Source organism: Streptomyces sp. NPDC021356, from assembly GCF_040641015.1.
Taxonomy (GTDB): Bacteria; Actinomycetota; Actinomycetes; order Streptomycetales; family Streptomycetaceae; genus Streptomyces.
Genome location: NZ_JBFACU010000009.1, coordinates 290,606 through 309,430, shown reverse-complemented (window position 1 = coordinate 309,430; position 18,825 = coordinate 290,606). Strand labels below are relative to the sequence as shown.

Genomic DNA, 18,825 nt, shown 5'->3' with positions numbered 1-18,825 from the left:
TTGTTTTCGGGGGGTGCTGCGTGGTTTGGCGGGTCCGGGGGGGGGCCGGCCCCAGCACGGGGGGCCCGGCGGTCGCGCGGGGGGGGGGGGCGGGGGCCGCCCCCCCGCCACCCCGCTCCGGATCACCGCACCCGGCGCGGCAGCGTCCCGCTCAGCCGCCGGAGGCCGCCGCGCACTCCGCGCACGTGCCGAAGATCTCCACCGTGTGGGCGATGTTGACGAAGCCGTGCTCCACCGCGATCGCCTCCGCCCACTTCTCCACGGCGGGGCCCTCCACCTCGACCGCCTTGCCGCAGACGCGGCAGACCAGGTGGTGGTGGTGCTCGCCGGTCGAGCAGCGGCGGTAGACGGACTCGCCGTCGGAGGTGCGCAGCACGTCGACCTCGCCGGCGTCGGCGAGGTTCTGCAGGGTGCGGTAGACGGTGGTCAGGCCCACCGAGTCGCCCTTGTGCTTGAGCATGTCGTGCAGTTCCTGCGCGCTGCGGAACTCGTCGACCTCGTCGAGGGCTGCCGCGACGGCGGCGCGCTGCCGGGTGGCGCGGCCCTTCACGGGCTGTCCTGCGGTCGTCACCGGATGCCTCCTCACGTCTGCGCCTGCCGGGGCCATTGTGCCAGCCCCGGCAGGACCCGGTCAGACGCCGATCGGGTCCGCGGCGTCCCGGGCGCCGGGAATCGCGCACTCCGCGGGGTCGCCCGCGGCCCGTGCCGCGGCGAGCGTCCGGGCGCGGCGCCGGGCCAGGGGCGTGGCGAGCGCGGTGAGGGCGATGAACGCGGCGATGGTCAGCAGGACGATCGTCGCACCGGGGGGCACGTCCTGGTAGTACGAGGTGACCGTGCCGCCGATCGTCACGCTCACGCCGATGGCGACGGCGACGGCGAAGGTCGCGGCGAAGCTGCGGGTGAGCTGCTGGGCGGCGGCCACCGGGACCACCATGAGCGCGGAGACGAGCAGCAGCCCGACCACGCGCATCGCGACCGTCACCGTCACCGCCGCCGTGACGGCCGTCAGCAGGTTCAGGGCGCGCACCGGCAGGCCGGTCACCCGGGCGAACTCCTCGTCCTGGCTGACCGCGAACAACTGGCGGCGCAGCCCCAGCGTGACCAGCACGACGAAGGCCGCCAGCAGGCAGATCGCCACGACGTCGGACTGCGAGACCGTCGAGAGCGAGCCGAAGAGGTACGACGTCAGGTTGGCGTTGGAGCCGCCGGGGGCGAGGTTGATGAACATGACACCGCCCGCCATGCCGCCGTAGAAGAGCATCGCCAGGGCGATGTCGCCGCGGGTGCGGCCGTACCAGCGGATCAGCTCCATGAGGACCGCGCCGAGCACGGAGACCGCCGTCGCCATCCACACGGGGGAGGCGGACAGCAGGAAGCCGAGGCCGACGCCGGTCATCGCCACGTGGCCGATGCCGTCGCCCATCAGGGCCTGGCGGCGCTGGACGAGGTAGATCCCGACGGCGGGGGCGGTGATGCCGACCAGCACGGCGGCCAGCAGCGCGCGCTGCATGAAGGCGTAGTTCAGGAAGTCCATCAGCTCAGCAGTCCCGTGCGGATCGGCGCGGCGCCGGCACCGGCGTCGTGGGGGTGGACGTGGTCGTGGCCGGGCAGGGCGTGCTGGCCCACCGCTTTCGGGGGCGGGCCGTCGTGCAGGACGCAGCCGTCGCGCAGGACGACCGCCCGGTCGATCAGCGGCTCCAGCGGGCCCAGCTCGTGCAGCACCAGCAGCACCGTCGTACCGGCGGCGACCTGCTCCTTGAGCGTCCGCGCCAGCACCTCCTGGCTGGCCAGGTCGACGCCCGCCATCGGCTCGTCCATGATCAGCAGTTCGGGGACGGCGGCGAGCGCGCGGGCGATCAGCACGCGCTGGTGCTGGCCGCCGGAGAGGGCGTCGGCCGGGTCCTTGGCGCGGTCCGCCATGCCGACCAGGTCCAGGGCGCGGCGCACGGCCGCGCGGTCGGCCGCGCGGAAGACGCCGAAGCGGGTGCGGGAGAGCCGCCCGGAGGAGACGATCTCGGTGACGGTCGCCGGGACGCCGCCGGCGGCGGTGGTGCGCTGCGGCACGTAGCCGACGCGCGCCCAGTCGCGGAAGCGGCGCCGCAGGGTGCCGAACAGCTCGATCTCGCCGCCGCTGACCGGCACCTGGCCGATGAGGCTGCGTACGGCCGTCGACTTGCCGGAACCGTTGGCGCCGAGCAGTGCGACCACCTCCCCGCGGCGCACGGTGAGGTCGATGCCGCGCAGCACGGGGCGGGCGCCGAGGTCGGCGCGTACCTTGCGCATGGCTATGACGGGTTCGCCCATGGTCTGCTCCCCGGTGTCGGTCACTTGGCGCCCAGGGCCTGCTGGAGCGCCTTGAGGTTGGCCTCCTGGACCGAGAAGTAGTCGGTGCCCCGGGACTTCTTCGTGATGCCTTCGAGCGGGTCGAGGACGTCGGTCTTCAGGCCCGCGTCGGCGGCGATGGTCCTGGCGGTCTTGTCGCTGACGAGCGTTTCGTAGAAGACGGTGGTGACGTGGTCGGCCTTCGCCATCTTCTCCAGGTCCCTGACCCGGGCGGCGCTGGGCTCGGACTCCGGGTCGAGGCCGTTGATGGCCTCCTCGGTCAGGCCGTAGCGCTCGGCGAGGTAGCCGAAGGCGGCGTGGGTGGTGAGGAAGACCTTCGAGGTGGTGTTCGCGAGGCCGTTCTTGAAGCGGGTGTCCAGCTGGTTCAGCTGTCCGACCAGGGCGGCGGTGTTCTTGCGGTAGTCCGCCGCGTGGTCCGGGTCGCCCTTCTCCAGGGCCTTGCCGACGCCCTGGGCGACCTGTGCGTAGCGGACCGGGTCGAGCCAGATGTGCGGGTCCTTGCCGCCGGACTCCTCGCCCTGGTGGGTGTCGTGCGCGGCGGCGTGGCCGCCGACCTCGTTGCCGTGCTCCTCCAGCGTGGTGAGGGAGGCGGCGTCGACCTTGGTCCGCACCCCGGACTGGGCCACGGCCTCGTCGACGGAGGGCTGGAGTCCCTTGAGGTAGAGGACGGCGTCGGACTCCTGGAGCTGGGCGGTCTGCTTGGCGCTGATCTCCAGGTCGTGCGGCTCCTGGCCGGGCTGGGTGAGGCTGGTGACGTGGACGTGGTCACCGCCGATGCGCTCGGCGAGGAAGGCCATCGGATAGAACGACGCGACGACGTCGTACTTCCCGCTGCCGCTGCCGCTGCCGCTGCCGCTGCCGCCGGCCGCGTCGGCTGAGGAGCAGGCGGTCAGGGCTCCGAGGCCGAGGGCGCAGGCCGCGGCGAGAGCGGTCCCGGATATGAGGTGTCGTCGTGCGTTCATGACAGTCATTTTCAACAAAAATGGAAACCGTTGTCAACAATCCCTTGTCGGGGGCCCCGCAGCGGCACGGACCGGCCCGCCTTACGGCACCGATTTGATTGAGGGGGAGCCCCCGCCGGTACCCTGAAGCATTCGCTCTGAAGCGTCTCGCTTCGTCGCCCGTCGTCGTAATGAAGAGAGCACCGTGGCCGCCGACAAGATCGACACCATCGTCAGCCTGAGCAAGCGCCGTGGCTTCGTATTCCCCTGCAGTGAGATCTACGGCGGCCAGCGCGCCGCCTGGGACTACGGGCCGCTGGGCGTCGAGCTGAAGGAGAACCTCAAGCGCCAGTGGTGGCGCTACATGGTGACGTCGCGCGAGGACGTGGTCGGTATCGACTCGTCCGTGATCCTGGCCACCGAGGTCTGGGTCGCCTCCGGCCACGTCGCCACCTTCACGGACCCGCTGACCGAGTGCACCGCGTGTCACAAGCGGTTCCGCGCGGACCACCTGGAGGAGGCCTACGAGGCCAAGCACAACCGCCTCCCGGAGAACGGCCTGGCCGACGTCAACTGCCCCAACTGCGGCAACAAGGGCCAGTTCACCGAGCCCAAGCAGTTCTCGGGCCTGCTCTCCACCCACCTCGGCCCCACCCAGGACACCGGCTCCGTCGCCTACCTGCGTCCCGAGACCGCCCAGGGCATCTTCACCAACTTCGCCCAGGTGCAGACCACCTCGCGCCGCAAGCCGCCGTTCGGCATCGCCCAGATGGGCAAGTCGTTCCGCAACGAGATCACGCCGGGCAACTTCATCTTCCGCACCCGCGAGTTCGAGCAGATGGAGATGGAGTTCTTCGTCAAGCCGGGCGAGGACGAGAAGTGGCACGAGTACTGGATGGAGCAGCGCTGGAACTGGTACACCGGCCTGGGCCTGCGTGAAGAGAACATGCGCTGGTACGACCACCCCAAGGAGAAGCTCTCCCACTACTCCAAGCGCACCGCCGACATCGAGTACCGCTTCCAGTTCGGCGGCAACGAGTGGGGCGAGCTGGAGGGCGTCGCCAACCGCACCGACTACGACCTCGGCGCCCACGCCAAGGCCTCCGGCCAGGACCTCGCCTACTACGACCAGGAGGCCGGCGAGCGCTGGACGCCTTACGTCATCGAGCCCGCGGCCGGTGTCGGCCGCGCGATGCTGGCGTTCCTCCTCGACGCCTACGTCGAGGACGAGGCGCCCAACGCCAAGGGCAAGATGGAGAAGCGCACGGTGCTGCGCCTGGACCACCGCCTCGCCCCGGTGAAGGCGGCGGTGCTCCCGCTGTCCCGCAACCCGGAGCTGTCCCCGAAGGCCAAGGGCCTGGCCCAGGCGCTGCGCCAGAACTGGAACATCGAGTTCGACGACGCCGGCGCCATCGGCCGCCGCTACCGCCGCCAGGACGAGATCGGCACGCCGTTCTGCGTGACGGTCGACTTCGACACCCTGGACGACAACGCGGTCACCGTCCGCGAGCGCGACTCCATGAAGCAGGAGCGCGTCTCCCTGGACCAGATCGAGGGCTACCTGGCCGCCCGCCTGATCGGCTGCTGACCCGCCCCGCCCGCTGAACGCCGTACGGCCGCCGGATCATCCGGCGGCCGTACGGCGTTCTGTGCGTCGCTTCCCCGTCAACGGCCCTGCCCGTCAACGGCCCTGGAGGGCCTTCACGTTGTCGCCGAAGGTCCAGTTCTTCGAGCCGTCCCAGTTGAGCGACCAGGTCATCAGGCCCTTGAGTCCGTTGCCGTAGTGGCTCCAGGCCTGGGAGACCTGGGACGGGGACAGGTAGCCGCCGCCCGCGCCCGGCTGGGCGGGCAGGCCGGGCACCTGCTTGTCGTAGGGGACCTTGACCGTGGTGCCCTGCACCACCAGGCCCTTGTTCAGGCAGTCGGTCTGGGCGGTGAAGCCCTGCACCGTGCCGGCCGAGTAGGAGTCCCCGGAGCAGCCGTACATGCTGCCGTTGTAGTACTGCATGTTCAGCCACCACAGGCGGCCGTTGTCGGCGTACTTCTTGATGACGGGCAGGTAGGCGCCCCAGATCGAGCCGTAGACGATGCTGCCGCCGGTGACGTAGGCGGTCTCGGGGGCCATGGTGAGGCCGAAGTTCGAGGGCATCTGGGCGAGGATGCCGTCGATGACGCGGATCAGGTTGGCCTGGGACGCGGAGAGCTGATTGATGTTCCCGCTGCCGGTCAGGCCGGTCTCGATGTCGATGTCGATGCCGTCGAAGTTGTACTTCTTCAGGATCGGCACGATCGTCGCGACGAACCGGTCCGCCACCGCCTGCGAGTTCAGGTCGATGCCGGCCGCCGCCCCGCCGATGGAGAGCAGGACCGTCTGCCCGGACGCCTTCGCCGCGCACATCTCCTCGGGCGTGGCCACCTTCACGCCCGAGTCCATGCCGTCCTCCCACAGGGCCGTCCCGTCGGACAGGATCACCGGGAAGGCCGCGTTGAGCACGTTGTAGCCGTGCGCGGCGATCCGGGAGTCGGTGATCGGGGTCCAGCCGAAGGGCGGGTGGACGCCGTTGGAGGAGCCGTCCCAGTTCTCCCAGTAGCCCTGGAGCACCTTGCCGGCGGGCCGCGACTTCACGGCGCAGGTGGCGGTGGTGGTGGCGGTGGTCGAGGGGGCGGCCGAGGCCGCGGGGGACGACAGGCTGAGCGCGAGCGGCGCGAGGCAGGCGGTGGCCAGCGCGGCGGTGAGCAGGCGTGGTGTCCGGCGGATCCGGCGGAACATGGGCGGCCTCCCGGTGGGGTGCGGTGAGGTGCGGTGAGGTGCGGGTGTGGGGGGTGCCCGCTGGTCGGGCGCGCGCAGGGAGCGTACGAGGCACGGGCATGCATGTCGCAGACATGACAGTCCTATGGTCCAGACCTTTCGTCAAGAGGTCTGGACCGATGGCGTCCGGGCCCGCCGCCGCCCCGTCCTTGCTGTCGGAGCCGCCCGTGACAAGTATGGACTGACAGATATTGAAATCTGTCAGCTGTTATGCCAGGGTGGAGCCATGACGATGAACACGCGCTCCCTCGGAACCACCGGCCCCCAGGTGTCCGCCCTCGGCCTCGGCTGCATGGGCATGTCCGCGCTGTACGGCGAGGCGGACCGGGCCGAGTCGATCGCCACCGTGCACGCCGCCCTCGAAGCCGGCGTGACCCTCTTCGACACGGGCGACTTCTACGCCATGGGTCACAACGAGATGCTGCTCGGCGAAGCCCTGCGCACCGCCCCCGCCGCCCGCCGCGAGCGGGCCCTGACCAGCGTGAAGTTCGGCGCCCTGCGTGACCCGGAGGGCAACTGGAGCGGCTACGACGGCCGCCCCGCCGCCGTGCGGAACTTCGCCGCCTACTCGCTCCAGCGCCTCGGTGTCGACCACATCGACGTCTACCGGATCGCCCGCGTCGACCCCGACGTACCGATCGAGGAGACCGTCGGCGCCATCGCGGAGCTGGTCGAGAAGGGCTACGTCCGCCACATCGGCCTCAGCGAGGCGGGCGCCGGGACCATCCGCCGCGCCGCCGCCACCGCGCCGATCTGCGACCTCCAGATCGAGTACTCGCTGATCTCGCGCGGCATCGAGGCCGACATCCTGCCCACCACCCGCGAGCTGGGCATCGCCGTCACCGCCTACGGCGTCCTCTCGCGCGGACTGATCTCGGGGCACTTCACCCGCGACCGGCAGCTCGCCCCCACCGACTTCCGCGCCTTCTCGCCCCGCTTCCAGGGCGAGAACCTCCAGCACAACCTGGACCTCGTCGAGGCGCTGCGCAAGATCGCCGAGGGCAAGGGCGTCACCGTCGCCCAGACCGCCATCGCCTGGGTGCTCTCGCGCGGCGAGGACATCGTGCCGCTGATCGGCGCCCGCACCCGCGACCGCCTGGCGGAGGCGCTGGGCGCGCTCGACGTCACGCTCGACCCGGCGGACCTGGCGGCGATCGAGGAGGCCGTTCCGGCCGGCGCGGCGGCCGGCGCGCGCTACCCCGAGGCGCAGATGGCGCACCTGGACAGCGAACGCTGAGGACAGCGCCGTGCAGCCGGCAGGTGCGGTCTAGAGCATGTCACCCACCACCGAGGCCCTGACCGCCGAGCGCATCATCGAGGCGACCGAGGAAGTGCTGCGCCGCCACGGCCCGGCGAAGGCCACCGTGGTGGACGTGGCCCGCGCGCTCGGCGTCAGCCACGGCAGCGTCTACCGGCACTTCCGCACCAAGGCGGCGCTGCGGGAAGCGGTGACCAAGCGGTGGCTCGACCGGACGCACGACGCGCTGTCGGGGATCGCGGCCGAGGAGGGGCTCGAACCCCGGGAGCGGCTGCGCGCCTGGTTCCAGGCGCTGTTCGACGCCAAGCGCCGCAAGGCGGGCGACGACCCCGAGATGTTCGCCACGTACTCGGCGCTCGCCGAGGAGAACGTCGGGGCGGTCGAGCAGCACATCGCCGAACTGGCCGCGCAGCTGGCGGAGATCGTCGAGGCCGGCGTGACCTCCGGTGCCTTCGCGGCCGCCGACCCGGCGGCCACGGCCCGCGCCCTCTTCCACGCCACCGGCCGCTTCCACGACCCGTGTTACGCGGGCGAGTGGAAGCGGCCGGGCGTCCAGGAGGAGTTCGACGCCGTCCTGGAGCTGCTGCTGCGCGGTCTGCGGCCCTGAGGCCGCGAACGGCGTTCCGGGCGGGCGTCAGTGGACCTTGACGCTCACCGTCGGGGAGTGCGTCTTGCCGTCGGACGTCGCCACGCGCACGTGTTCGGTGCCCTTGGTGCTGAACTTGTGGCTCAGCGAGTAGACGCCGCCCTTCTTGACGGTGGTGCTGGTGTGCAGCGTGGTCCACTTGCCGTTGTGCAGGTGCTGCAGGACCAGCTTGGTGCCGGTCTTCACGTCCTTGGCGTGGCCGGCGAACGTCACGCTCTGACCGGCTTTGATCGAGGTGTGGTTGGCCTTGACCGTGATCGACTTGGTCATCGGCATCATGCTGTGGGTCGGGCTCGGCTTGGCCGGCGGCGCGTTGTCCGCGGCGAGTGCGGCGGCCGATCCAGCCGACACGAGGGCGGCGGACAGGGCGCCCGCGGCGAGGGTACGGACCCAGCGGTGGCTGTTGGTGACAGGCATGGTGGTCTCCCGTTGGTCGACGGATTTCCCCCTGCGGCGCGATGGCCGCCCCGGGGGGCTGCTCGCGCTCCTCCAGATTTGCCCGGGTTCGTCCGCGCGGCATGTCGGGGAGGTTCGGAACTGGCCGGTAGGAAGACGACTTTGAGGCAAAGTAGCAGGTCAGAGCAGTGGATCACTTGACCTGTTTCTTACCTTTACCCATTCGGTCACACAGCGTGACCGTGCTGGCGGCCGGGCCGGCGCCTCACGCGGTCTCACGCCGTCACCCGCCAGAAGTCGCGCATCAGCGGGGTCGGGGTCGGGCTGTCCATGCCGACCTGGGTCAGCAGGACGGTGACCGTCCCGGTGGCCGGGACGACGAAGGCCGCCGTGCCGGTGCCGCCGACCCAGCCGTAGCGCCCCGGCACGTTCCACGGCTCCAGGGGAGCGACGTCGACCTGGCCGCCGTAGCCCCAGCCCTGGCCCTCCAGGAAGAGGGCGGCCGGGTCGCGCAGGCTCGCGTCGAGGTGGTTGCTCGTCATCCGGCTCACGGAGGCGGGGGAGAGCAGGCGGTGGCCGCCGCCCGAGCCGCCGTTCAGGAGCATGCGGCCGAAGGCCAGCCAGTCGTCGGCCGTGGAGACCAGGCCCCCGCCGCCGGAGGGGAACGCCGGGAGCCGGCTCCAGTCGCCGCCCGGGGGGTCCGCGAGCGTCAGGCCCGCCTCGCCGTCGGTGTAGTAGCTGGTGAAGCGGGAGCGCCGGTCCGCGGGGACCGTGAACGCCGTGTCCCGCATCCCCAGCGGCTCGAACACACGCTCGGACAGGAATTCCGGGAACGTCCGTCCCGACGCCCGCGCCACCAGGATGCCCTGGAGGTCGGAGGAGGTCCCGTACAGCCAGGCCTCGCCGGGCTGGTGGAGCAGCGGGACGCGGGCCAGGCCGGCCAGCCAGGCGTCCGGGTCCGGCCAGTCCTGCATCGCCCGGCCGTCCTTCTGCACCGCGAACAGCGCCCGTACCGCGGGCAGCGAGAAGTCCGACGGGAAGCCCCAGCCGCAGCGGGAGCCGAGCAAGTCCCTCACCGTGATCGGGCGGGCGGCCGGGACGACGTCGTCCACCGGGCTCGACGGGGTGCGCACGGCGACCGGCCGGGACAGCTCCGGCAGCCACTCGGCCACCGGGTCGGCCAGGCCGAGCACGCCGTCCTCCACCAGCATCAGCACGGCCGCCGCCGTGATCGGCTTCGTGATCGAGGCGATCCGGAAGATCGTGTCCCGGCGCATCGGGGCGGTGCCCTCGGTGTCCACCGCCCCCGCGGCCACCACCTCCACGTCGTCGCCGTGCGCCACCAGGGCCACCGCGCCGGGCACCACGCCGTCGTCGACGTACCGGCTCAGGGTGTCGTGCAGTTCGCTCATCGGTCGGCCTTCCGGTGGTCGGGGCGCCAGGTCGCTTCGCCGGCCGCGGTCGTGCGAGCGGTACGGCCGCCGCGGCTCGTCTCGGTCACCTACGACTCCTGCCGCGCGCGGAACTCATCGCACCGCGCGCGGCCCGGCGCCCCCGGGGCGCCGTCAGCCGATCGTGCGGGGCAGCCGCAGGCTGAGCAGGCCCGTCAGGGCGACCCCGGCCAACTGGGCCAGCAGCGTCGCCACCAGGGCGTCCCGCATGCCCAGGCCGGGGACCAGGGACAGGAACAGGGTGCCCAGGGTGGCCACGCCGAGCGCCAGCGACGACTGCTGGGCGGTGACCATGACGCCGCTGCCCACGCCCGCCCGCGCCGTCGGCACCTCCGAGAGGATGATCCGGAAGGTGACGGGCAGTTGCAGTGCCTGGCCCGCGCCGGCGATCGCCGCGCCCGGCAGCAGCTCCACGAAGCCCACGTGCGGCCACGCCTGCCGGACGGTCAGCGCCAGCAGGCCCATGCCGACCAGCTGCACGACCGCGCCCGCCGTCACGACGCGGGAGCCGTACCGGGCGACCAGCCGGGGCCCGGCCAGCGAGGCGAGGAAGAAGGCGACCGCCATGGGCGCCAGCGCGAGGCCCGCCGGGACCGGGCCGAGACCCGCACCCTGCTGCAACGCCACGGCGATGACGAACATGAAGCCGCTGAACCCGATGGAGAACGGCACGATCAGCGCGAGACCGCGGCGCAGGGACAGCAGCCGGAACAGGCTCGGCGGCACCAGCGGCGTACGGCCCCGCCGGTCCGCGCGCCGCTCGACCGCGTAGAAAGCGGCGGCCACCAGCGGGAAGGCGGCCAGTGACAGCCACGTCCACAGCGGCCAGTGGGCCGCCCGGCCCTCGGTGAGCGGCACGAGCAGCGTCAGCAGGGACGCCGCGAGCAGGAGCGTGCCGGGGCCGTCGACCGGCTCCGGCCGCTGCGAGCGGGTCTCCGGGACGGCCTTGGCCGCGAGGACCAGGCCGACGATCGCGACGGGCACGTTCACCAGGAACACCGAGCGCCAGCCGGTGCCCCACAGGTCGGCCGCCACCAGGACGCCGCCCAGGATCTGCCCGGCCACCATGGACAGGCCGGCCGTCGCGCCGTACAGGCTCATCGCCTTGGCCCGGCGGCGGCCCGCGGTGGCCGCCTGGATGGTGGCGAGCACCTGCGGCAGCATCGCGGCGGCCGAGGCGCCCTGCGCCACCCGGGCCCCGACCAGGGTCCAGGCGTCCGGCGCGAGACCGCAGGCCAGCGAGGTCAGGCCGAAGGCCGCCATGCCGCCGAGGAAGAGCCGGCGCCGGCCGAAGAGGTCGCCGAGCCGGCCGCCGAGGACGAGCAGCACGGCGTAGGCCACCCCGTAGCCCGCGACGACGAGTTCGAGGACGGCCTCGCTCGCGTGCAGGTCCCTGCCCATGGTGGGCAGGGCCACGTTGACGATGAAGAAGTCGATGAGGGGCAGTGCCGCGCCCAGCAGCACCGTGAACAGTCCGAGCCCGCTCAGCGCCGGGGGCGCGGCGGTGGTGCGGACGGCGGGGGAGGAGATGGTTCGGGTGGTCACGCATCCGAGCGTGCGCCGGCACCGAGGCAGGTACCAGAGTGTCCTTATCCTGGTAGTGGAAGTACCTGGAAACAGGGTGGGCGGGGCGGCAGCATGGAGGCATGACCACCATGGCCCAGGAGACGGCGGCAAGGACGACGGCGGGGGCGCGGACCGCGCCCGGTGCGCCCGGTGCGGGGCAGGCCGCGCGGATGAGGGAGACCGCGGCCTCCGAGATCCGGCGGCACGAGCTGGCCGCCTTCCTCCGGCACCGCCGCGAGCACATCACCCCCGAGCGGGTCGGCCTGCCGCGCGGTGCCCGGCGCCGTACGCCGGGCCTGCGCCGTGAGGAGGTCGCCCATCTCTCGGCGGTCGGCGTCACCTGGTACACCTGGCTCGAACAGGCCCGCGACATCCAGGTCTCCGTGCAGGTCCTGGACGCGCTCGCCCGCACCCTGCTGCTCGACCCGAGCGAGCGCGCCCACCTCTTCCAGCTCGCCGGTACCCCTGACCCGGCGCCGCCGGCCACGTGCCCGTCGGTCACCCCGGCCATGCGGGCCCTGCTGGAGCAGATGGAGCCCTACCCGGCCTGCGTGCAGAACAGCCGGTACGACATCCTCGCCCACAACCGCACCTACGGCCTGCTCCTGTGCGACCTGGCGGCGGTGCCGCCCGAGGACCTCAACTGCATGATCCTGTCCTACACGAACGAGCAGTGGCGGTCCTCGATCGTGCACCTGGAGGACGTCACCCGGACCATGGCGGCCCGGTTCCGGGGGGCGATGGCCGGCCATCTCGCGGAGCCGGCCTGGAAGACGCTGCTCAAGCGGCTGCGCGAGTCGTCGCCGGACTTCCAGGAGGCCTGGGACCGGCACGAGGTGGTCGCCCCGACGAGCAAGCGCAAGGAGTTCCGCAACGCCTACGTCGGCCGCCTCACCGTCGACCACACCGACCTGTGGCTCAGCCCGGAGGCGGGGCCGCGCATGGTGACGTACGTCCCGGCGGACGAGGAGTCGCGGCAGCGGCTGGAGAAACTGCACGCCATCGCGCTGGAGCGGGAGGCGCGGGCGTAGGCGTAGGCGCAGGCGCAGGCGCAGGCGCAGGCCGTACGGGAAGTCAGGCGCCGACGCCCGCCGCCTGGCGTACCTCGCTCTCCTGGAGCCGGTCGGCGGTGCGTTCGGCGGAGCGGCGGGCCCAGCGGCCGCTGGTGAGGGCGCCCAGGACCAGGACGAGCGCGCCGCACGCCACCAGCACCCACCACCCCGGCCGGGCGGCCGACACGAACGTGTCCCGGTACGCGGACGAGCTGATCCCGGAGGCCAGCAGGGCGCCGACCACCGCGACGCCGAGGGTCGACCCGAGCTGCCTGCTGGTGGACGCGACGGCCGCCGCGACCCCGGCCTGGGCGCGCGGCATGCCGGAGACGGCCGTGTTGGTGATGGGTGCGTTGACGAAGCCGAAACCGATACCGAACAGGACGTACCCGATCACCAGGGTGGCGTTCGACGTCTCGGCCTCGAAGCCCGCGAACAGCACCGCGCTCGCGGTCATCGCGGTCCCGGCGATCAGCAGCGGCAGCCGCGGCCCCCGGGTGCCCACCAGCCGCCCGGACAGGGGCGCGCACAGGAACGTCGGCGCCGCCATGGGTAGCATCCACAGGCCCGCGTGCAGGGCGTCGAGACCGCGCACGTTCTGCAGGTACAGCGTGGACAGGAACAGGAAACCGCCGAGCGCGGCGAAGCCGCTGACCGCGATGACCGTGGCCCCGCTGAACGGGGCGGAGCGGAAGAAGCGCAGGTCGATGAGGGGTTCGGCGCGGCGCGGCTCGTACCACAGCAGGCCGAGCAGCGCGGCGAGCGCGACGGCGGCGAACGGCACGACCACGGCGGCGCTAGCGTCCGGGGCCTCGATGATCGCGTACGTCAGCGCGCCGAACAGGGCGATGACGAGCACCTGGCCGACCGGGTCGGGGCGGCGGGCCTTCGGGGCCCGCGACTCGGGGACGAAGCGGAGGGTGAGCAGGATCGCGGCGAGGCCGACGGGCAGGTTGAGCCAGAAGATCGAGCGCCAGCCGACCGACTCCACGAGCAGCCCGCCGACCAGCGGCCCGGCGGCCATGGATATGCCGACCACGGCGCCCCACACGCCGATGGCGCGGGCGCGTTCGCGCGGGTCGGTGAAGGTGTTGGTGATGATCGACATGGCGACCGGGTTGAGCATCGAGCCGCCGACCGCCTGCACCATGCGGAAGACGATGAGCAGTTCCAGGTTGGGCGCCAGGGAGCACAGCAGCGAGCCGATGCCGAAGACGACGAGGCCGGTCATGAAGACGCGCTTGCGGCCGATGCGGTCGGCGGTGGAGCCGGCGAGCATCAGCAGCGACGCCAGCACGAGTGTGTAGGCGTCGATCGTCCATTGCAGGCCGGACGTGCTCGCGTGCAGCTCGCGCTGCATGGAGGGCAGGGCGACGTTCAGGACGGTGTTGTCGAGGCTCACGATCAGCAGGCTCATGCAGCAGATCGCGAGCACCAGCAGCCGTCGGCGGTGACTCAGCTCGGGCATGTGTTCCAGCGTAGTCGACTTCAATAGTGCGGTTAACTAATGACCGCTACAGGCTTGCCGTCCGGGCGGGACCCGGGACGGGGGACGTGCGGGAGGCGGGATGCGGGACAATGGGGCAATGCCCACGTCCGAGTCCCCCCTCCAGATCGGCCCGCACACCGTCCGGCCGCCCGTGGTCCTGGCACCCATGGCCGGGATCACCAACGCGCCCTTCCGCACGTTGTGCAGGGAGTTCAGCGGCGGCAAGGGTCTCTTCGTCAGCGAGATGATCACCACCCGGGCCCTGGTCGAGCGCAACGAGAAGACCATGCAGCTGATCCGGTTCGACGCGAGCGAGACGCCGCGCTCGATCCAGCTGTACGGCGTCGATCCGGCCACCGTCGGCAAGGCGGTCCGCATGATCGCGGAGGAGGACCTCGCCGACCACATCGACCTGAACTTCGGGTGCCCGGTCCCGAAGGTGACCCGCAAGGGCGGCGGCTCGGCCCTGCCCTACAAGCGCAACCTGCTGCGCGCCATCCTGCGCGAGGCGGTCAGCGGCGCGGGCGACCTGCCGGTCACCATGAAGATGCGCAAGGGCATCGACGACGACCACCTCACCTGTCTCGACGCCGGCCGGATCGCCGTCGAGGAGGGCATCACCTCCATCGCCCTGCACGGCCGCACCGCCGCCCAGCACTACGGCGGCACCGCGGACTGGGACGCCATCGCCCGCCTCAAGGAGCACGTGCCGGAGATCCCCGTGCTGGGCAACGGCGACATCTGGTCGGCCGAGGACGCGCTGCGCATGGTCCGCGAGACCGGCTGCGACGGCGTGGTCGTGGGCCGCGGCTGCCTGGGCCGGCCGTGGCTCTTCGCCGACCTGGTCGCGGCCTTCGAGGGCCGTACGGACTTCGCGGCGCGGCCCGCCCTGCGCGAGGTCGCCGACGTGATGGTCCGGCACGCCACCCTCCTCGGCGAGTGGATCGGCGACGAGGCGCGGGGCGTCATCGACTTCCGCAAGCACGTCGCCTGGTACCTGAAGGGCTTCGCGGTCGGCTCCGAGATGCGCAAGCGGCTCGCGATCACCTCCTCCCTGGCGGACCTGCGCGCCGGCCTGGACGAACTGGACCTCGACCAGCCCTGGCCCACCGGCGCCGACGGCCCCCGCGGCCGTACGTCCGGCAACAACCGCGTGGTCCTCCCGGACGGCTGGCTGAAGGACCCGTACGACAGCGCGGGCGTGAGCGAGGACGCGGAACTGGACACGTCGGGCGGCTGAGCCGGTCGCGGCAACGGCGGTCGGCGGCCCCGCACCGGCCCGGTGCGGACAGCGCGGTGGGCGGCGGCCCCACCGGCGGCTCACCGGGGTCCGGCACCCGGGTCGTGAGCACGCCGTGGAAGATGAGCGCCTTCCGCGACCGCTTCCTGACGGCCTACGGCTCCGTACCCCACCCGTCGAAGCGCTGACCCGCCCCCGGCGGGCACTGCGCTCAGAGCGCGGCCATGGCCGCCCGCACCGCTTCTGGGGACCGATCCACGCAGGAGAGGTACGCCTCCCGTAGGCGCTCGCGGTGCCGGGCGAGGGCCGAGGCCTGTGCCTGCGTCCTGGCCGCGCGGACGTGCCGAGGGACGGCGCGGGAGGTCCGCATGGTGAAATCCGGGCGCGTATGGCAGCGTGATTCTCGCCACCCTTGATAAGGGGTGCGCTCAGATGAGCGGATCTTGAGCGTCTGCACTTTTCCAAAGAGTGGCACTCAGTGCCATGCCATGTTCGTTCACCGACCGAAATCACCCGTGCCGATCACCGCTCATATGAGCGCTTGGGCGGGGCTGCGGGCATGAGTTCGTTCAAGAAGTGAAAACATCCGGCCCTGGCGGCTTGCCAAGCCTTGACTTTCGATCCGCTGGCGGACCGCTGGTTACGGGCGCATGACGCACGTGTGGACGTACTCACAAGCCTTCGATCTGGGTATGTTCCTCGCCGTCAGGGCAGCCACCGCGTCCTCGAGGAGTCGAGACCCGTGTCGGAAAACAAAGATCCCCAGGTACCCGCGGCGGGCGGGAGCGTTGAGGGCGTGAAGTTCGTCTACGACTTCACCGAGGGCAACAAGGACCTCAAGGACCTCCTCGGCGGCAAGGGCGCGAACCTCGCCGAGATGACCAACCTGGGCCTCCCCGTCCCGCCGGGCTTCACCATCACCACCGAGGCCTGCAAGGTCTACCTGGACAGCGGTGAGGAACCGGCGGCCCTGCGCGACGAGGTGAGTGCGCACCTCGACGCGCTGGAGCAGCGCATGGGCAAGAAGCTCGGCCGGGCCGACGACCCGCTGCTCGTCTCCGTCCGCTCCGGGGCGAAGTTCTCCATGCCGGGCATGATGGACACCGTCCTGAACATCGGCCTGTCCGACAAGTCCGTGCAGGGCCTGGCGAAGCAGGCCGGCGACGACCGCTTCGCCTGGGACTCCTACCGCCGCCTCATCCAGATGTTCGGCAAGACCGTCCTCGGCGTCGACGGCGAACACTTCGAGGACGCCCTGGAGGCGGCCAAGGCGGCCAAGAAGGTCACGGTCGACACCGAGCTGGAGGCCGCCGACCTCAAGAAGCTGGTCACCACCTTCAAGAAGATCGTCAAGAAGGAGGCGGGCCGGGACTTCCCGCAGGACCCGCGCGAGCAGATGGACCTCGCCATCAAGGCGGTCTTCGACTCCTGGAACGGCGAGCGCGCCAAGCTCTACCGCCGTCAGGAGCGCATCCCGCACGACCTGGGCACGGCCGTCAACGTCTGCTCGATGGTCTTCGGCAACCTCGGCCCCGACTCCGGCACCGGCGTCGCCTTCACCCGCGACCCCGCCTCGGGCCACCAGGGCGTCTACGGGGACTACCTGCAGAACGCGCAGGGCGAGGACGTGGTCGCGGGCATCCGCAACACGGTGGCGCTCGCCGAGCTGGAGCAGATCGACAAGAAGTCGTACGACCAGCTCATGCAGATCATGGAGACCCTGGAGAACCACTACAGGGACCTCTGCGACATCGAGTTCACCATCGAACGCGGCCGGCTGTGGATGCTCCAGACCCGCGTCGGCAAGCGCACCGCCGGCGCCGCCTTCCGCATCGCCACCCAGCTCGTCGACCAGGGCCTGATCGACGAGGCCGAGGCGCTCCAGCGCGTCACCGGCGCCCAGCTCGCCCAGCTGATGTTCCCCCGCTTCGACGACGGTGCGAAGGTCGAGCAGGTCGGCCGGGGCATCGCCGCCTCCCCGGGCGCGGCCGTCGGCAAGGCCGTCTTCGACTCGTACACCGCCGTCAAGTGGTCCCGCTCGGGCGAGAAGGTCATCCTCGTCCGCCGCGAGACCAACCCCGACGACCTGGACGGCATGATCGCCGCCGAGGGCATCCTGACCTCCCGCGGCGGCAAGACCTCCCACGCGGCCGTCGTGGCACGCGGCATGGGCAAGACCTGCGTGTGCGGCGCGGAGGAGCTGGAGGTCGACACCAAGCGCCGCCGGATGACGGTGCCCGGCGGGCACGTCGTCGAGGAGGGCGACGTCATCTCCATCGACGGCTCGTCCGGCAAGGTCTACCTCGGCGAGGTGCCGGTGGTCCCCTCGCCGGTCGTGGAGTACTTCGAGGGCCGGATGCACGCGGGCGCCGACGACGCCGACGAACTGGTCGAGGCCGTGCACCGGATCATGGCGTTCGCCGACCGCAAGCGCCGGCTGCGGGTGCGCGCCAACGCCGACAACGCCGAGGACGCGCTGCGCGCGCGCCGCTTCGGTGCGCAGGGCATCGGCCTGTGCCGCACCGAGCACATGTTCCTCGGCGACCGGCGCGAGCTGGTGGAGCGGCTGATCCTCGCCGACACCCAGGCCGAGCGCGAGGAGTCCCTGAAGCAGCTCCTGCCGCTGCAGAAGAAGGACTTCGTGGAGCTGTTCGAGGCGATGGACGGCCTGCCGGTCACCGTGCGCCTGCTCGACCCGCCGCTGCACGAGTTCCTGCCCGACATCACCGAGCTGTCGGTCCGCGTGGCGCTCGCCGAGTCCCGCCAGGAGCCGCACGAGAACGAGCTGCGCCTGCTCCAGGCCGTGCACCGGCTGCACGAGCAGAACCCGATGCTGGGCCTGCGCGGCGTGCGCCTCGGCCTGGTCATCCCCGGCCTGTTCACCATGCAGGTCCGCGCCATCGCCGAGGCCGCCGCCGAGCGCAGGAACGCCAAGGGCGACCCGCGCGCCGAGATCATGATCCCCCTCGTCGGCACCGTCCAGGAGCTGGAGATCGTCCGCGAGGAGGCCGACAGGGTCATCGCGGAGGTCGAGAAGGCCACCGGTACGAAGCTCAAGCTCGCGATCGGCACGATGATCGAGCTGCCGCGCGCCGCGCTCACCGCCGGGCAGATCGCGGAGGCCGCCGAGTTCTTCTCCTTCGGCACCAACGACCTGACCCAGACGGTGTGGGGCTTCAGCCGCGACGACGTGGAGGCGAGCTTCTTCACGGCCTACCTGGAGAAGGGCATCTTCGGGGTGTCGCCGTTCGAGACGATCGACAAGGACGGCGTCGGCTCGCTGGTCGCCGCCGCCGCGACGGCCGGCCGCGCCACCCGCCCCGACCTGAAGCTCGGCGTCTGCGGCGAGCACGGCGGCGACCCGGAGTCCGTCCACTTCTTCCACGAGGTGGGTCTGGACTACGTCTCCTGCTCCCCGTTCCGCATCCCCGTCGCCCGGCTGGAGGCGGGCCGCGCGGCCTCCGGTTCGGAGGGCAGCGACCACCGGTGACGCCGGTGTGAAAGACCCCGGAGTCCTCGTCGTGGTCCCCGACCCTCACTACCGATCACGGCGGGGACTCCGGTTCACGGAGAAGGGGCGGCATCCTTGTGCGGGGATGCCGCCCCTGTCGTGTGTGCCCTGTCGTGCCCTGTC

Annotated in this window: 16 protein-coding genes; 6 read left to right on the top strand and 10 right to left on the bottom strand. The window is 71.7% G+C overall.

Annotated features, from left to right (window positions below; genetic code table 11):
* Nucleotides 1-151: 151 nt before the first annotated feature.
* Genes AB0G56_RS15170 through AB0G56_RS15155 form a run of 4 tightly spaced genes read right to left on the bottom strand, consistent with a single transcriptional unit; the run spans nt 152 to nt 3,305 of the window.
* On the bottom strand, nt 152-571 hold the full coding sequence (locus AB0G56_RS15170) for a transcriptional repressor (RefSeq protein ID WP_360969083.1): 420 nt from the start codon (nt 569-571) through the stop codon (nt 152-154).
* A 60-nt stretch (nt 572-631) separates the two neighbouring features.
* On the bottom strand, nt 632-1,534 hold the full coding sequence (locus AB0G56_RS15165) for a metal ABC transporter permease (protein ID WP_360969080.1): 903 nt from the start codon (nt 1,532-1,534) through the stop codon (nt 632-634).
* On the bottom strand, nt 1,534-2,304 hold the full coding sequence (locus tag AB0G56_RS15160) for a metal ABC transporter ATP-binding protein (protein ID WP_360969077.1): 771 nt from the start codon (nt 2,302-2,304) through the stop codon (nt 1,534-1,536). The genes AB0G56_RS15165 and AB0G56_RS15160 overlap by 1 nt, the downstream gene beginning before the upstream one ends.
* Nucleotides 2,305-2,324: 20 nt before the next feature.
* A complete protein-coding gene (locus AB0G56_RS15155) occupies nt 2,325-3,305 on the bottom strand; it encodes a metal ABC transporter substrate-binding protein (RefSeq protein ID WP_360969074.1) in 981 nt (326 codons plus the stop codon).
* Between the two features lie 184 nt (nt 3,306-3,489).
* Between AB0G56_RS15155 and AB0G56_RS15150 the strand changes: the two genes are divergently transcribed.
* Nucleotides 3,490-4,872: a glycine--tRNA ligase gene (locus tag AB0G56_RS15150; protein ID WP_360969071.1), complete on the top strand. Its 1,383-nt coding sequence runs from the start codon at nt 3,490-3,492 to the stop codon at nt 4,870-4,872.
* 93 nt (nt 4,873-4,965) lie between these two features.
* Here AB0G56_RS15150 and AB0G56_RS15145 read toward each other — a convergent pair whose 3' ends face one another.
* Complete coding sequence (locus tag AB0G56_RS15145) at nt 4,966-6,054, bottom strand: chitinase (RefSeq protein WP_360969068.1); 1,089 nt, start codon at nt 6,052-6,054, stop codon at nt 4,966-4,968.
* 265 nt (nt 6,055-6,319) lie between these two features.
* On the opposite strand from AB0G56_RS15145, the gene AB0G56_RS15140 reads away from it, so the two are divergent.
* Nucleotides 6,320-7,330: an aldo/keto reductase gene (locus tag AB0G56_RS15140; protein ID WP_360969065.1), complete on the top strand. Its 1,011-nt coding sequence runs from the start codon at nt 6,320-6,322 to the stop codon at nt 7,328-7,330.
* A 37-nt stretch (nt 7,331-7,367) separates the two neighbouring features.
* The gene (locus AB0G56_RS15135) at nt 7,368-7,958 is read left to right on the top strand and encodes a TetR family transcriptional regulator (RefSeq protein ID WP_360969062.1); all 591 of its coding nucleotides are present in this window, start codon (nt 7,368-7,370) and stop codon (nt 7,956-7,958) included.
* 27 nt (nt 7,959-7,985) lie between these two features.
* Here the strand turns inward: AB0G56_RS15135 and AB0G56_RS15130 are convergent, their stop codons facing one another.
* From AB0G56_RS15130 to AB0G56_RS15120, 3 genes are all read right to left on the bottom strand, one after another.
* Entirely contained in the window at nt 7,986-8,414 is a 429-nt protein-coding gene (locus AB0G56_RS15130; protein WP_360969059.1) for a hypothetical protein, read from the bottom strand.
* A gap of 254 nt (nt 8,415-8,668) precedes the next feature.
* On the bottom strand, nt 8,669-9,805 hold the full coding sequence (locus AB0G56_RS15125; protein ID WP_360969056.1) for a serine hydrolase domain-containing protein: 1,137 nt from the start codon (nt 9,803-9,805) through the stop codon (nt 8,669-8,671).
* Nucleotides 9,806-9,958: 153 nt separating this feature from the next.
* Entirely contained in the window at nt 9,959-11,389 is a 1,431-nt protein-coding gene (locus AB0G56_RS15120) for an MFS transporter (protein WP_360969054.1), read from the bottom strand.
* Nucleotides 11,390-11,580: 191 nt separating this feature from the next.
* Here AB0G56_RS15120 and AB0G56_RS15115 point away from each other — a divergent pair, with 191 nt between their 5' ends.
* Nucleotides 11,581-12,441, top strand: coding sequence for a helix-turn-helix transcriptional regulator (locus AB0G56_RS15115; protein WP_360969148.1), 861 nt, complete (start codon nt 11,581-11,583; stop codon nt 12,439-12,441).
* 43 nt (nt 12,442-12,484) lie between these two features.
* On the opposite strand, the gene AB0G56_RS15110 is transcribed toward AB0G56_RS15115, so the two are convergent.
* A complete protein-coding gene (locus tag AB0G56_RS15110) occupies nt 12,485-13,930 on the bottom strand; it encodes an MFS transporter (RefSeq protein WP_360969051.1) in 1,446 nt (481 codons plus the stop codon).
* A gap of 118 nt (nt 13,931-14,048) precedes the next feature.
* Between AB0G56_RS15110 and dusB the strand changes: the two genes are divergently transcribed.
* The gene (gene dusB, locus AB0G56_RS15105; RefSeq protein WP_360969048.1) at nt 14,049-15,191 is read left to right on the top strand and encodes a tRNA dihydrouridine synthase DusB; all 1,143 of its coding nucleotides are present in this window, start codon (nt 14,049-14,051) and stop codon (nt 15,189-15,191) included.
* 211 nt (nt 15,192-15,402) lie between these two features.
* Here the strand turns inward: dusB and AB0G56_RS15100 are convergent, their stop codons facing one another.
* Nucleotides 15,403-15,561, bottom strand: coding sequence for a hypothetical protein (locus AB0G56_RS15100; RefSeq protein ID WP_360969046.1), 159 nt, complete (start codon nt 15,559-15,561; stop codon nt 15,403-15,405).
* A gap of 372 nt (nt 15,562-15,933) precedes the next feature.
* Here AB0G56_RS15100 and ppdK point away from each other — a divergent pair, with 372 nt between their 5' ends.
* Nucleotides 15,934-18,681 carry a pyruvate, phosphate dikinase gene (gene ppdK, locus AB0G56_RS15095; protein ID WP_360969043.1) on the top strand — a complete coding sequence of 916 codons (2,748 nt, stop codon included), beginning with the start codon at nt 15,934-15,936 and terminating at the stop codon, nt 18,679-18,681.
* Nucleotides 18,682-18,825: the final 144 nt, after the last annotated feature.

Bases quoted from the DNA above. Each gene is read 5' to 3' on its own strand.
- AB0G56_RS15165 (WP_360969080.1), bottom strand. From the start codon at position 1,534: ATGGACTTCCTGAACTACGCCTTCATGCAGCGCGCGCTGCTGGCCGCC.
- AB0G56_RS15160 (WP_360969077.1), bottom strand. From the start codon at position 2,304: ATGGGCGAACCCGTCATAGCCATGCGCAAGGTACGCGCCGACCTCGGC.
- AB0G56_RS15155 (WP_360969074.1), bottom strand. From the start codon at position 3,305: ATGAACGCACGACGACACCTCATATCCGGGACCGCTCTCGCCGCGGCC.
- AB0G56_RS15145 (WP_360969068.1), bottom strand. From the start codon at position 6,054: ATGTTCCGCCGGATCCGCCGGACACCACGCCTGCTCACCGCCGCGCTG.
- AB0G56_RS15140 (WP_360969065.1), top strand. From the start codon at position 6,320: ATGACGATGAACACGCGCTCCCTCGGAACCACCGGCCCCCAGGTGTCC.
- AB0G56_RS15135 (WP_360969062.1), top strand. From the start codon at position 7,368: ATGTCACCCACCACCGAGGCCCTGACCGCCGAGCGCATCATCGAGGCG.
- AB0G56_RS15130 (WP_360969059.1), bottom strand. From the start codon at position 8,414: ATGCCTGTCACCAACAGCCACCGCTGGGTCCGTACCCTCGCCGCGGGC.
- AB0G56_RS15125 (WP_360969056.1), bottom strand. From the start codon at position 9,805: ATGAGCGAACTGCACGACACCCTGAGCCGGTACGTCGACGACGGCGTG.
- AB0G56_RS15115 (WP_360969148.1), top strand. From the start codon at position 11,581: ATGAGGGAGACCGCGGCCTCCGAGATCCGGCGGCACGAGCTGGCCGCC.
- AB0G56_RS15110 (WP_360969051.1), bottom strand. From the start codon at position 13,930: ATGCCCGAGCTGAGTCACCGCCGACGGCTGCTGGTGCTCGCGATCTGC.
- dusB (WP_360969048.1), top strand. From the start codon at position 14,049: ATGCCCACGTCCGAGTCCCCCCTCCAGATCGGCCCGCACACCGTCCGG.
- AB0G56_RS15100 (WP_360969046.1), bottom strand. From the start codon at position 15,561: ATGCGGACCTCCCGCGCCGTCCCTCGGCACGTCCGCGCGGCCAGGACG.